At 39.9% G+C, this 14,683-nt stretch carries 12 protein-coding genes; 8 read left to right on the top strand and 4 right to left on the bottom strand.

Annotated elements, in window-relative coordinates; genetic code table 11:
- Positions 1–3: 3 nt before the first annotated feature.
- Entirely contained in the window at positions 4–1,077 is a 1,074-nt protein-coding gene (locus tag T432_RS0104440; protein ID WP_028884342.1) for an SCO family protein, read from the top strand.
- A 1-nt stretch (position 1,078) separates the two neighbouring features.
- Positions 1,079–2,311 carry a twin-arginine translocation signal domain-containing protein gene (locus T432_RS0104435; protein WP_028884341.1) on the top strand — a complete coding sequence of 411 codons (1,233 nt, stop codon included), beginning with the start codon at positions 1,079–1,081 and terminating at the stop codon, positions 2,309–2,311.
- Here the strand turns inward: T432_RS0104435 and T432_RS0104430 are convergent.
- Complete coding sequence (locus tag T432_RS0104430) at positions 2,308–4,452, bottom strand: heavy metal translocating P-type ATPase (protein WP_028884340.1); 2,145 nt, start codon at positions 4,450–4,452, stop codon at positions 2,308–2,310. The two genes, T432_RS0104435 and T432_RS0104430, sit on opposite strands and share 4 nt — an antisense overlap.
- Positions 4,453–4,506: 54 nt before the next feature.
- Between T432_RS0104430 and T432_RS0104425 the strand changes: the two genes are divergently transcribed.
- The 6 genes from T432_RS0104425 to T432_RS0104400 all read left to right on the top strand — a co-directional run bounded on the left by T432_RS0104425 (position 4,507) and on the right by T432_RS0104400 (position 9,737).
- Complete coding sequence (locus T432_RS0104425) at positions 4,507–5,067, top strand: tripartite tricarboxylate transporter TctB family protein (RefSeq protein WP_028884339.1); 561 nt, start codon at positions 4,507–4,509, stop codon at positions 5,065–5,067.
- Entirely contained in the window at positions 5,067–6,575 is a 1,509-nt protein-coding gene (locus T432_RS0104420; protein ID WP_028884338.1) for a tripartite tricarboxylate transporter permease, read from the top strand. Before T432_RS0104425 ends, T432_RS0104420 begins: the two co-directional genes overlap by 1 nt.
- Positions 6,576–6,648: 73 nt before the next feature.
- Positions 6,649–7,116, top strand: a complete 468-nt coding sequence (locus tag T432_RS0104415; protein WP_028884337.1) for a hypothetical protein — start codon at positions 6,649–6,651, stop codon at positions 7,114–7,116.
- A 5-nt stretch (positions 7,117–7,121) separates the two neighbouring features.
- Positions 7,122–7,595 (top strand): DUF1828 domain-containing protein, encoded by a 474-nt coding sequence (locus T432_RS0104410; RefSeq protein WP_028884336.1) that lies wholly within the window; start codon positions 7,122–7,124, stop codon positions 7,593–7,595.
- Positions 7,596–7,718: 123 nt separating this feature from the next.
- A complete protein-coding gene (locus T432_RS0104405) occupies positions 7,719–8,330 on the top strand; it encodes a glutathione S-transferase family protein (protein WP_028884335.1) in 612 nt (203 codons plus the stop codon).
- Positions 8,331–8,507: 177 nt separating this feature from the next.
- Positions 8,508–9,737, top strand: a complete 1,230-nt coding sequence (locus tag T432_RS0104400; protein WP_028884334.1) for an ATP-binding protein — start codon at positions 8,508–8,510, stop codon at positions 9,735–9,737.
- A gap of 12 nt (positions 9,738–9,749) precedes the next feature.
- On the opposite strand, the gene T432_RS0104395 is transcribed toward T432_RS0104400, so the two are convergent.
- The 3 genes from T432_RS0104395 to T432_RS08795 form a co-directional block, all read right to left on the bottom strand.
- Complete coding sequence (locus T432_RS0104395) at positions 9,750–11,117, bottom strand: FAD-binding oxidoreductase (protein WP_028884333.1); 1,368 nt, start codon at positions 11,115–11,117, stop codon at positions 9,750–9,752.
- A gap of 102 nt (positions 11,118–11,219) precedes the next feature.
- Positions 11,220–14,168 (bottom strand): YadA-like family protein, encoded by a 2,949-nt coding sequence (locus T432_RS0104390; protein ID WP_028884332.1) that lies wholly within the window; start codon positions 14,166–14,168, stop codon positions 11,220–11,222.
- Between the two features lie 336 nt (positions 14,169–14,504).
- Positions 14,505–14,683: YadA C-terminal domain-containing protein (locus T432_RS08795; RefSeq protein ID WP_156026337.1), on the bottom strand; the 179-nt coding region annotated here is incomplete at its 5' end.

The following is a 14,683-nucleotide window of genomic DNA, read 5'->3' as shown; positions in this document are numbered from 1 at the left end:
AACATGATTAGATTATTGATGGCAATGCTCCTGCTTTTATCAACTCCAATCCTTTCAGCACAAAGTGCTATCCAAGGGAAGCCGCTAGAGTTCAAGCTAATGGACAATTTGGGCACTAAAACAGAGGCTGATTTCAAGGGCAAATACATGATCTTGGCTTTTGGATATACATCTTGTCCCGATATATGTCCGATGACATTGGCACAAATTAATGAAGCCCTAGATAAGATTCCAAACGATGTGGCTCAAAATATTGTTCCAGTATTCGTAAATATCGATCCAGTTAATTCAACGCCTGAAACTCTTAATGCATATGTTGATTATTTTGATGAACGGTTTGTTGGATTGACGGGAAGCATAGATTCTGTGCAATCTTTGACAAATCAGTTAGGTGCTACATTTGGATATCGTCTTGACGGGAAAAAACTAGAGGAGCCTAAGCTTGGGATGATGTACACGGTATATCACAGCACTCTAATTTATCTTATTGGACCAGATTCAAAACTTATAGACACATACGATTATCAAATCGCACCAGATGATTTAGCTAATAAGGTGACTGTGGCTATTGCCCCTAATATTACTAACGAAAGAGAGCCAGAAAAGAAAAAGATCACATCAATATCTAAGCAAGTGGCACATAAGAGAAGCGAGAAGGCGTGTGCATTGCCAGAGGGATTTAAAGAAGCGAAAACAGGTTTTGAACTCTCTCAAATCGATGCGATAAAAAGTAGCGGAAAAAAAGTGGAATTACTTAATATGTGGGCTTTGTGGTGTGCTCCTTGCCGCAAAGAGTTGCCTGTACTACATGAATTCAAAAAGCATAGTAGTGAAATGGGCGTAATCACGCTAAATTTAGCCGATGGGGAAGAGAAAATCACAAAATTTTTCGATGAGCAAAAGTTTGTCCATCTAGACAAATTCACCTATCCTAAAATGGATTTACTTCGCAAACTCGGAGGAATCGGATTGCCGTTTAATGCCTTATTTGTAGATGGAAAACAAGTTGCATTTAAAAACGGAATTATTAAAGAGACAGAGTCACTAAGTGAATACGCAAATTGCGTTGCAAAATGATATGAAAAATTCGAGAAGATCTTTTCTTAAGGGTGTTGCGGCAGGTGCATGTGGACTAGGTTTTGGGGGGAAGCTGGGGGCTCAGGCATTTCCACGGCAAGATCTAAAAATTGAGCCTAAGTATCAATCAAAAAAATCTTTACATGAGCCGACTCGATATCTTTTTATTACCGATATTATGTCTACATATTTGAGTGTATATGATATTGAAACTGCTCATCGTGTTGCACATATTAATTTAAATTTTAGGCCCGATACCATTGAGATGGCACGCGACGATAGTATGCTTGCAATTGGAAATCGTGAGCTAAATGGGCTGGTGCTGCTTGACCTTAAAGATGCATCTTTTCGCACACTTGCGATGCCCTCACCAGTGCATCAAATATTTTTCATTCCGCAAACTAAGTTGCTGGCAGTGGGTTTGAGAGATCAGGTAGGTGTCGTCGATTACGAAAACGATAAGGTCGATATTTTTTCAAGAAAATTCGATTCGGAAAATCGCACAAACTCTCAGTTCACTTATTACAAACTTCTGTTTAGCTCTTTTAGTCAAACATATTGGGTGTTAGATCGCGAAAAGCCCACTATCTATCGCAAGAATGGCTTGGATAAAAGCGATTGGACAACCTTAGATCTTAGTAAGCGGCTACGAAAGCCGGCTGGATTGGACAAGGGCATTGCCAGTCCAGAAGATTTTATGCTTGCCTTCAATACTTTTGAAGGAGACGAGGGGCTCATCTATTTTCCACAAGAGGATAAGCTTTTAAGCACAGGCCCAATGTACACGGTAGGCTCAACATGGCGGCCGCTAGTTATGCCCTATATCGATCAGTATTCGCAACGTGTGATTTTTGCGGATATGTCAGGCCATGTGGCCTATTTTGATTTACGCGAAAAGGATCCTAAGCCGCATCGGTTTGAGCTGCCTTTTTCACCGCGCATCATACGAAGCGGATGGCTTGAATCGACTTGGATTGTGGGCGGCGATAAGGCTTTGCATTTTCAATCATATGAAGATCCGTCGGATAAAGTCACCTATGAATTCCCATATCAAGTTGTCGATATGTGGGTGACAGGCGATAGCAAAACCTTACTGCTCACTGTAGACGAAGGGCCAGCCGAGATCTGGAGATTCGATATTCGATCCCGCGAGATGCTCGACCCAATTAGCGTGCGTGGTGTTGTTATGGCCAACCAGATTCGTATGGGAAGCAACAACAGTATTTGCTACTAAAATTTCCTCAAACGCATCGCATTTGTGACCACGCTTATCGAGCTAAGAGCCATGCATAGTGCGGCTAATGAAGGAGTGAGATATCCAGCAGCTGCTAGTGGAATGCCTACTGCGTTGTACACAAGTGCGAAAAATAAATTTTGTTTTATATTACGCACAGTAGATTTTGCAATGCTAATCGCATGACCTACGTTTGCGATATTATTCTTCACTAATGTAATATCGGCTACCTGCTCAGCCACAGCTGCAGCGGATTTCACGGAAATACCTACGTCTGCCTGTGCAAGTGCGGCGGCATCGTTTATTCCGTCCCCGACCATAGCGACAATATTTCCCTGCGATTGAAGTTCCTTGATTTTTTCAAGCTTATCGCGTGGTTTAACTTCAGCAAAGAGCCGTGTGATACCTAGTTCTTGGGCGATTCGCTTTACTGTGCTTTCGCGATCTCCTGATAGCAAAAAAGCGGCCACTTCGTGCCGACCCAATTCATCGAGTACAGCTTTACTATCTTCTCGAAGTTCATCTGCGATCAAAACAGTCCCTAAGAGCTCGCCTGTTTCTGCGTTTGAGATACATATGATGGATCCTCGTCCTTCCCACTTCTCAAGTATGTTCGATGGCACTTGAGCTTGCGTAAATGCAGGGCTTCCTACTTTAAGTGGCAATGCCCCCGCTTCCATCTCCACTTTTCCGCTTGCACCCTCACCGACAATATTCTCCACATTATCGGCAAAGTGCAAATCAAGCCCTTCTTCATAAGCTTTGCTTACTATTGCGTGTGCTAGTGGATGCTGAATAAATTGCTCCAATGAAGCCGCCAATTGCAAGGCATTATGCGAACCAAAGTTTTCATACTCCACAACAGTTGGCTGCCCCCGTGTCAATGTCCCCGTCTTATCAAAAACTACAGTATCGACTTTTGCAGTTTGCTCAAGTGTGGCCGCCTCCTTAACCCAGATACCTTTACGAAATGCATTTCCAAGGCCGACCATCATAGCCGCTGGAGTAGCAAGCCCTAACGCACATGGACACGCAATCACAAGCACTGCCACTGCATTCATAAGCCCCCTCTCCCATTGAGGCAGATACCACAAGAAAGTGACCGCAGAAATAAGAATGACCACAGGAACAAAAACAGCTGAGACTCTATCCGCAATACGTGAAATTGGCGCTTGGCTGCCCTGAGCTTCCGATAATGCCGCCATTAAATCACCCAAGAAGGTCTCGCGTCCTACGCTTGTGGCAATGTATTCGACACTCCCATCCTCTACTAATGCACCCGCAGAAACCATATCTCCAACAGCCTTTTTTACCAATTCCGACTCACCAGTAAGATGACTCTCATTGCACATCGCTACGCCCTGATACACCTCTCCATCTGTGGCAATGCGATCGCCGTGATTCGACCTAATTCGATCCCCAACTTTAACTTTATGAAGTGGAACCTTCATCCACTCTCCATCTCTGAAAGCCATGACCTCAGGCGGGAGCAGCTTCAATAGCGACTGAAGACTATTAAGACTTTGCTTTTTATTGCGAGTTTCTAAAAATTTACCGAGGCTTACGAAAGCCACAATCATCACTGAGCCTTCAAAATAGACATTATGTGCATGGCCGTAAACGAGCCACATTACAACTGAATACACATAAATGGCAGTCGTTCCTAAAACGACAAGCACGTCCATATTTGCCATGCCACCGCGAACCGATGCCCATGCACTTTTATAAAATGGCAATGCTATCCAAAATTGCACCACAGTTGCGAGCAAGAACTGAAGCCATGCTGGAATCATCCACGAATGCGAGCCAAAAAGCATTCCAATCATGCCCACAAAAAATGGTAATGAAATTAAAATCAAAACTTTCAGACGCAAAGGCAACTTCATCTCTACAATAGTGTCTTTTTGAAGCTCACCTTTAAAGCCTCCCGACTGCATTGCTAATAGAATCTTCGGCATCACATAGTCGCGATCCGTTCCATCATGAAGTTCAATCTGAGCCTCTTCACTTGCAAAATTTACTGAGGCTTTTTTTACATAGGGTTGAGAATTAAGTAGTTTTGTCAGACGCGTTGAGCAACCCTGACAATGCATTCCACTCACAGAAAGTCGAAGTTTATCAGTGGCTGTATTATTAGACATGTTAAAATTATCCCCTTTAAAATCCAATAGATACGTTCATTTTATCCACCCATCATGATAATTAAAAACGAGCAAGACTTCTATAGTGGCCTTATGTTTATGGCATTTGGCGGCTTCTTTGCGGTCTACTCATATATCAAATATGATATGGGCGATCTTATGCGATTAGGTCCAGGATTTTTCCCTCTCGCCTTAGGCTTATTGCTTGTTGTGATTGGTGCAATCGTTGGACTGCAAGGGCTTCGTGGAGAAGCTAATCCCGAGACTCGCATCGGAAAATTCGATTGGGATATTTTAATACTTATTATCGGCTCAGTACTCTTTTTTGCATTTGCACTTAAAGCACTGGGACTAATGCTCACAATTGTTTGCGTGTGCCTTCTAAGTAGCCTTGCAAGCCATGATTTTAGTTTCCGTGCGGCCATAGCTATCGCAATATTTATGGCTATTTTTTCATGGCTTGTATTTATCGAAGGGCTCGGGATGGTACTTCAAATGTGGCCTAGTCCACCATCTGAATGGTCTTTTGTAGCGATAGCATTTATTGTTTGTGCCTTATTTCTAGCTGCATTTTTATTATTTCGTCGCACCCGCAATGAGAGTGTGAACTTATGATGGACATCATTCAGAATTTAGCTTTAGGGCTTGATATCGCATTTACTCTTGAGAATCTTGCGTATGCACTTATTGGGTGTTTGCTAGGGACCATGATAGGAGTGTTGCCTGGTATCGGGCCAGTGCCGACGATTGCGATGTTATTGCCACTAACATATGTCTTGCCGCCCACTGCAGGGCTTATTATGCTTGCAGGAATCTATTATGGGTGTCAGTATGGAGGCTCGACAACCGCAATTTTAGTGGCTTTGCCAGGAGAGACAAGTTCCGTTGTGACGGTGCTTGATGGACATAAGATGGCACAGAAAGGGCGTGCGGGGGCGGCATTGTCACTGGCGGCGATTGGCTCTTTTTTTGCGGGATGCGTGGCCACTTTATTGCTTGCGGCCTTTGCAGCACCTATGTCTGCTATGGCCTTGAAATTCGGTCCTGCAGAATATTTTTCCTTAATGGTGCTTGGTCTAATTGGTGCCGTGGTTCTTGCTTCGGGATCGTTCATTAAGGCTGTCGGCATGATTATTTTGGGACTATTGTTTGGGATGATAGGCACGGATGTGGATTCTGGAGAGCCTAGATACGACTTTGCTTTGGGACAGTTGCAGGATGGTTTGGATTTCGCTGTCGTGGCTATGGGTATATTTGGCCTTGCTGAGATTATGCGAAATTTGTCCATGCGTGAAAATCGTCTTACGCTTACGGACAAAATCGGTTCTTTGTATCCGAATCGAGAAGAGATTAAGCAGTCAGTCCCAGCTATTGCACGGGGCACTGTCATAGGATCTGCACTAGGTGTGCTTCCTGGCGGAGGTGCAGTGCTTTCATCTTTTGCTTCATATACGGTTGAAAAAAAGTTAGCAAAAAATCCTCAGCAAGTTGGCAATGGCTACGCCCCCTGTCTCGCTGGTCCTGAATCCGCCAACAATGCGGCTGCTCAAACTTCATTTATTCCAATGCTAACCCTAGGCATTCCTGGAAATGCAGTGATGGCTTTAATGATTGGGGCGATGATTATTCATAATATTCAACCAGGCCCACAAGTTATGACAAGTCATCCTGAGATGTTTTGGGGATTGATTGCATCAATGTGGATTGGTAACTTGATGCTAGTTGTACTAAATCTTCCATTAATCGGACTGTGGGTTAAGTTATTGAAGGTTCCGTATCGCATGCTATTTCCTGCAATATTGATTTTTTGCTTAATTGGTATCTATTCTCTTGAGAACGATACTTTTGATATCTTTGCACTTGCAGTGTTTGGAGTGTTGGGATTTTTTTGGAACAAGCTTAAATGCGAACCTGCACCACTACTTTTGGGATTGGTGTTGGGAGGCATGATGGAAGAGAATTTCAAGAGGGCAATATTATTATCGCGAGGCGATTATACGACCTTCCTCACAAGACCAATATCAGCCGTGATTCTTGCTATTGCCGTGGGATTGATAGTTGCGACGGCATTGCCAGCGATACAAAGAAAACGCAAAGAAACGTTTGTCGACGAAATGGATTAAAACATCCACCCCCCCCCTTTCTCTTATAAGAAATAGCTCCTAAACTCAAGATTGATTTATTTAGGAGATTGATTTGTTTGCAACACCACCAAATTACGAGGAATATTTGCATTTTCTTCGAACGCACAAATTCTATGCAAAAGAGTTGCCTCAATGGGAACTGGATAAAGTTGAAAAAAGATTAGTTTCATTAGAATTTTTTTTGCACAATGAAAAAAATGAAATAACTAGATTCTTCGTGCATTTCAAAATAATAAAGCTGAAGAATAAAAATGTTTTTAAATATGATTTTTCCTTAAGTTATCTAACTAAGAGTGCTAAGATAAGAATCTACCAAATAGAGATAGGTCTGATAAAAGACAGAAGACATAAGCACACATTACCTCATGAGCATATTGGTGATAGTCCTGAGGGGAGAATAATTGGTAGTTATGATTGGTTTGATTGGTCTTACAATGATGTACTTGAACATTTTTGTTCTAGAGTGTTGATTGATTTTGATTGCAAGCCTATTAACCCCTTAAATTTATTTATGGATTAAAACATATGAACACGACAAATGATTTAATTACTCAAAACGACTATCCATCACCTAGTATATTCACTGAAGATGGATATACCTATGTAGCCCTTCCTTTTCTTCATTGGGATTATGATGCAATTTATTTGATAGTTTCACAACTTGAAAATGGAGACTATCTTATTTCTGATCAGTATGAAATTTTCGACCATTTTAGTGGTAGTGGTGTGAATAATATCTATTCTACGGAGCTATTTCCTGAATTCAGTGAACTTTTTAGCTACTACGGTATAAATAATAAAAATGGTGAATTAACGTTAAGATCTACCAAGCAAAATCTAGTCAAAAATTTTTATAGGTTTGTAGAAGTTATTAAGCAAATAGTGAAATGGGAAAGTGATATTTTCAAGGACCATATCTATAGACCTTTTGATACTGTCTTGAGTACTCCTGATTATTTAAAAGACGAGAAAAAATTAACTCACAATATTAATCCCTAGCTAAAGTATCAATACGTTTCATTTCAGGTTAATTGTAATTAATGCTCGTAAAATCTAGTAAAAGCTATGCTTAACTTTATAGTTCGATGGCATAGTTTAGGAAATTTAATTTTGGAGAATGATATGAAACTTTATTATGCACCTGGTACTTGTGCTGTTGCATGCTGGATTGCGGCTGAATGGGCTGGAGTTGACTACCAAGTAGAAAAAGCTGCTTTGGGTACTGAAGAATACAAAAAAATAAATCCACTAGGTTCTGTTCCTGCTTTAGAGCTTGAAGATGGGCAGGTTCGTACCCAAGCGGTTGCGATTATGAATTATATTGCTATACAAGCGAAAGAAAAGGATTTACTAGCTGATCAAGGCGATGCTGAAGAAGCTAAATTTGATGAGATTATGTTTTTTCTAGCTTCTGATTTTCACCCTGCTTTTTGGCCATTTTTTGGTCCACAAAAATTCACTACTTCAAGCGATAATGCTGCTCTTGAAGCTGTGAAAGAGGCTGCTTATGCACGTATTGACCGTGTTATGAATCATCTTGACTCATTAATCGGGAGCGATGACCATGTTTATAATAATAAAAGAACAATTGCGGATGCTTATGCTTATGTAATGGCTAATTGGACTAAGAAAATCCCTAAAGATTATACGAACTATCCTAATGTAAATCGCTTTATGGAGTCCATGAATCAATGTGAGGGCGTAAAAAAAGTAATGGCTGATTCAGTTAAGTAGCCCTTATTTTCAAATCCATTAATAGAAACACCCATCCCATGTGGGTGTTTTTTTGTGCTTAAAGGCCGTTTAGCTGATTAGGGATCGAATGTTTTTATACTTATAATGAATAAAATACTCTGAAATCGAAAGTTTTTATACTTATAATGAATAAAATCCTCATTTTAAGTTTAAATTATGATTCCTAGACCCACTTACTTAGACAAAATAAAAAAATTCATAGACCTGCCTGTGGTCAAAGTCTTAACAGGAATACGTCGTAGTGGGAAGTCTACTGTCTTAAAGCTTCTGGCCCAAGAATTGAAAAATCGAGATATAAATGAAAGAAATATTATTTATATAAATTTAGAAATGCTCTCAAATGAAAATCTATTAAAAGAAGGAGAATTATATAAATATATTTCTAGCCAAGTTAATAAAAAAGAAAAATTTTATGTTCTTTTAGATGAAATACAAGAGGCCTCTAAATGGGAAAGGGTTATTAATTCCTTAATGGCTGAGTTTGATCTTGATTTATATATTACTGGATCAAATTCTCGATTATTATCATCTGAACTATCAACTTATTTAGCTGGAAGATATGTAGAAATTAATATATTCACCTTGTCCTATTTAGAATTTATTGATTTCAAAAAGCATTATTCAACACTCACAGATACAAATCCTAAAAGTTCAAGAGAGCTATTTATTGAATATAGTCAAAAAGGAGGGTTTCCAATTGTTCATCTAGCAGAGCACTCCTTAGACACATGCTTCAAACTTGTTCAGGATATCTATAGCTCAGTCATCTTGAGAGATACTATTCAAAGACATAATATTCGGGATACAGAACTTTTGAATAGAGTCGTAAATTATGTCTTTGATAATGTTGGAAATACGTTTTCAGCTCAGAATATTGCTGACTACTTTAAAAGTCAGCAAAGAAGTATCAGTTTAAACACAATCTACGAATATCTGAATGCTCTTGAAGGTGCATTTATTATATATAGATGCAAGCGGTATAACCTTAAAGGAAAAGAGATTTTAAAAACTCAAGAGAAGTTCTATCTGGCAGATATTTCTTTACTTTATTCAATGCTAGGATTTAGGCCAACTTATATTTCTGGAGTTCTAGAAAATATTGTCTATTTAGAATTAAGAAGAAGAGGATATGATGTATTTGTGGGAAAACTTAACTCGATGGAAATCGATTTCATTGCCACCCAAAACAATATGAAATTATATATTCAGGTGGCATACAAAGTAGAAAGTCCTGAGACTGTAGAGCGTGAATTTAAGCCCTTGTTAGCGGTGAAAGATAATTATCCTAAATTTGTAATATCCACGGACGAGGCCAATTTAGGGAATCATGAAGGCATAGAGCACAAAAATATAGTCGATTTTCTGATGGAAGGGGCTCAGATTTAAAAGCCTATGATATCAATCGATTACTCGACTGCGATTTAACAAATCCTTGCTATTTATTGTATTCTTAATCATCTTCATCACTTCGATTTGGTCGGGGTCGCGAGTGTATGTCAGGAAATCTTTTTTGATCCGTCCGATGCCATGCTCTGCCGTTATACTACCTCGCATAGGTTTAATGATTTCATACATCATCGTTTCAATCGGAATAATATCGGCTTCGGTGATATTTCCAGTGGTGACATGAAGATTACCATCACCAACGTGCCCGAAAATTAGATTCACCATATCGGGATATTTTTGTCCTGCAATATCGACCCACTTTTCGTAAAACTCTTGCATATATTTGATGGGCAAGCCAATATCAAAATTAACGACTACACCCAACTTACGCATGCAATATCCAATGCCGTCGCGAATCTCCCAAAGTTCTTCGGATTGCGATTCGCTTTGGGGCACGAGTGCGTCGACGGCAAGCCCCTCTTCAATGATGGCCTCAAGATACTCATGAAATCTATCGTTCAGGTCATCCCTTGAGCCTTCCACCTCCATAAGTACATATAATGGATAAGCACCATCAAAGGGGACCTTAATCCCCTGAAGCTGTGCGGACATAGAGAGATAATCATGCCACATAACTTCAAAACTCGCAATTTCAGCTAATGCCGCTCGCGTCTTTGTGAGCAATTTCGTGACCGATTGGAAATTCTCTAAAGCTACAAGGGCGTTGTGTTTGTGAGCTGGCTTTGGAAAAAGTCGCAACACGGCACGTGTAACGATACCGTACCGCCCCTCGGAGCCTATAAACAAATGCTTAAGGTCAAGACCGGTATTGTTTTTTATCATGCTATAGGTCATATCGAGCAAAGTGCCATCGGGCAACACAACCTCCAGTCCAAGCGTAAGTTCACGCATCGTACCGTAGCGGAAGACCTTATTGCCACCTGCATTTGTGGCAATATTCCCGCCTACAAAACATGACCCCCGTGCTCCCAAATCAAGCGGAAAATACCATCCTTTATCTAGGGCAGCCTTCTGCAGGTTTTCGAGAATGACACCTGCTTGCACAAGAGCAGTTCCACCCACGGTATCGATCTCCTCGATTTTATCCATTTTCTCGAAACTAATAACAACATCGCCTTCGTTAGGAACGGCCCCAGCAGCCAACCCTGTAAGCCCACCTTGAACAGTAAAAGGAATATTATTCTGGTGGCAATGCTTAACGATTTGCACCACTTCTTCTGTACTACGTGGTCGATAGACTATAGAGGGGGAGGCTTCGGGATATCCACTTGCATCTGATGAATATTTTTCGAGAAGGCTTGCATCGGTTATGTTGTCGATATGTGCGAGGCTTTCGATATGTGGGAGGGTGTCACTCATTATTTTTCCTTATTATGTATGAGGAAAATTATAACTTGTAAAAAAAACCCACGACCGAGGCCGTGGGTATTGTATGGAGAAGAATTAATAAAAATTAAGTATTTACCACTGATACCCTGCACCTATGGTAGCACCAAGTTGTTTTCTACTAGAGCCAGCAACAGACCCTTTAATTACCCATTTTCCATTACCAGAAACAGTAGAAATACCAAGTGCATAACCCTGTTTTCCATCAAGTGTACTACCAGCTACAGACACCATACTTTTACCTGGGGCAGTAGCTTGAGGAAGACCACTAGTAGCCATGGCCATAGCTGAAGCCCCTAAAGCATCATCGTATCGTTCTTCAACCTGACCAACTGTAGCAGCTGAATCGTGTCTTGTGCCAGGTTTCAAGTTAGTGATTTCTTTACCGCCTGCATCACCATTAAATCCGCCTGAGCCGCCTGAAGTACCGCCTGAACCATATTTCTCAAGATAGTTTTCTAGTGATTTAACGCTTACTGCTTTATTTTTGTTTGCATCACTTTGCATTTCATCGTAAGACATTTCTTTTAAGCCATCGATACTTTCAATCCCTTTAAGGTTTTTCGCAAGACGAACGTTTAGGGTGTTATCATTTCCTTTGACGACTCCGATATTGTTTTCGGTAGAGACATCTGTAGCTCCGCCTTTGAGGTTAAGTGTTTGGTTTAATGGGATATTTACTGCTTTACCGTCGTCGCCTGCAAAGTTAGTGCCCATGGCTTTGGTTTCATAAACTGTTTTACCCTCTTGGTCTTTGACTACATCTCCATTTTCGTCTTTTTTAGCGACTTTAGTTTCAATTCCGTCCTTAGTGATTCGTGTTCCTTCACCTTTGTCGTCAGTAACCTCAATGGATTCAAGGCCTTTGATATTTTTGGCTAATTTAATAATGAGCTTACCATTACTTTCATCGTCTTCTCCCTTCTCTGTTTCAGATGTGATATTCCCAGTCGTGAAATTTTCTGGTTTATTTTCTTCTTCAGCTACGCCGCCACCAATAACAACTTTTTGATCTTTAGGTTTTACTGTTGTGCCTTTCTCATCTGCTATTGCTGGTAGTAGCTTACCAATCTTCTCATCTAAAGATTTTTTAAACCAAAATAGTTGAGAACCATTAATAGCATCAGTACTGTCCTTAGTTACTCGTCCAGCGGCTACGTTTTGGATTTGACGTTCAGATCCAGCTTTGCCCACTGTAACTATACCAAGAGTATTACCTGGTCTACTAGGCACACCCTTCCACTCAGCATCTTCTGGCACATCTATAGTGTGATATCCATCTGAAGAAGATCCACCACCTAAGAATACTGAGTTATATACATTTGCTAATATGCCATTACCTATAGCCACTGTGTTCCAACTCCATTTATTTAAATCATCATCAGGATTGGATAAAGCTTTGCTACCGTTACCAATAATAATTGCATTTTTAGCTAAATAGTCCGATTTATTATTGTTACCAATAACAATATTTCTAACCCCGTCAACGATATTATCGTGACCAGCAACTAAGGCGTCAAATGCTGCCACTTCTCTTACGTAATTTTTTACTTTTTCATTTTCTTTTAAAGCTTTGAAATCGGTTTTTTTTGCGATCGTATTTTTGTACCCAAATACACTAACTTGATCAGAGCCTTTGATTTGGTTTCGTCCACCAATAACTGTAGAATTATTTACTCCTTCTAATTTATTGTCATATCCAAATACCCAATCTTTACTAGATCTAACTATTTCTTTTTCGTCTGGGTTTTGAGCTGAAGGCCTTTCAAAATTAATTATCTTATTGCTCACACCAAAAGCGTATGTATCTGCAACAGTTGTATTACTCCTACCAACTGATATTGCAAGTTTTTCGGCTTTATTAAAATATCCAAATGCAATAGCAGGAGCATTTTGTGATGTAGAATAGTTATCGGATATTGCTTGGTTTAATACACCATATGCAAGAGAAAACCTTCCAGTAGCAACGTTTCTACTACCAACAGCTGATGCTTCTGGACCAACTACTAAGTTGCCATATCCAAAAGCAGATGATTTTGTTCTTAGGGCTGAATTGGAATTACCAAAAACAGATGACAATTGTCCTAAAGCGAAGTTATTGGAACCAACTGCTGTTGATTCTGAACCAGTTGCTATATTATTTGAACCTAGAGCAGTTTGCTGTTTAAAAGGTCTACAACTATCGTTAATCCTGCAACTATCAGTATTATAGGCTTCTATTGATTGATCAATTATTTCTGCTAGGCCATCCCTAAATTCCTTAGTCAAATTGGAATATAAACCTTTACCCTTTCCATTGCTAGAATAGAAATCCTTAAGTTTGCCATCCATCTTTCCATTAAGAACAGACCCAGCATATAACTCTTTTAATCGATCCTTAAGTGATTTAGAAGCAAATTTCTCGTTATATTTAGCGGCATCTGCATCAGAAACTAAATCAAGGAATTTGAAGTTTCCAGCATCATCAACCCCAAAATTTTTAAGCTCGCCAGCATAGTTGTTTGAACCAAAAGCATTTGCATATTCAGAAGATGTAAGGTTTTGATAACCTACTGCAGATGATTTAGTGCCAAGTGCAATATTATTTTCGCCAACTGAGAGAGAATGTTCTTTGAATGCAAAGCTATTCAAACCAAAAGACAATGCATTTGTAAGAGCAAAGGTACCATTGCCAATTGCAGTTGCATTTTGCCCTGCTGCAAATGCATCTTTACCAATTGAGATGGCATTTTCTGAATTAGTGCCTTTGTATTCTGCAGCAACAAAACCGCCCGCAGCAGCTAAGTTATTATTACCCCCTTTTACTTCTGAGCCATTACCGATTGCAACACTATCTGTAGCCGTTAGGTCAACAACACCACCCTCAACTTCACCAGGTGCTGCATGAGCAGAAGCAGTCAATGCAACGAGTGCAATAGCTGTTAAAGATGATTTAGAATTTTTGCAGAAGCCTTTAACAAGTTCAGAAACAGCAACCCAAGAACCTAAAGTTTTATTAAATTTAGATTTAAAGATTTTATTCATAGCAATTTGAAATAATAAGTTACAAAAAAAACAAATATAAGTCTTACAAATTTTAGTTTATAGGGCAATAACAAATATTTTGTAACTAATAATGTCTATGAGTATACTGTAGATATGGCAATTAAACTTGTATATACAATCCTTAAAAATATTTAATGACAATGCTATTAATAGATTCCCCCCCCCCACGCAAAACTGTAAAAACTCTTGTTTCATAATTTACAAAACGTTACAAAAATGTTGTTAAAAAACCCACGTCTTATGCGTGGGCTATCAAGTGATGTGTAAGCGGGGGCATTGCCACCTATGTAACTAATGCCCCTAGCTTAAGCCAAGCTACTTCCAAGCGTATCCTGCTCCAACGCCGGCACTGATTTGACCGCGGCCATTGCCAGTGACATTGCCTTTGAGGATCCATTTACCGTTATCGGATACAGACGATACACCCACAGATAAAGCTGTGTGGCCTTCGTGAGTGCCGCCTGCTACTCCGACGACGCTTTGGCCAGGCTCGT

It is taken from the genome of Taylorella asinigenitalis ATCC 700933, from assembly GCF_000687755.1.
GTDB lineage: Bacteria > Pseudomonadota > Gammaproteobacteria > Burkholderiales > Burkholderiaceae_B > Taylorella > Taylorella asinigenitalis.
Note: the sequence above shows the minus strand (reverse complement) of the source record. Positions and strands in the feature narration are given on the sequence as shown.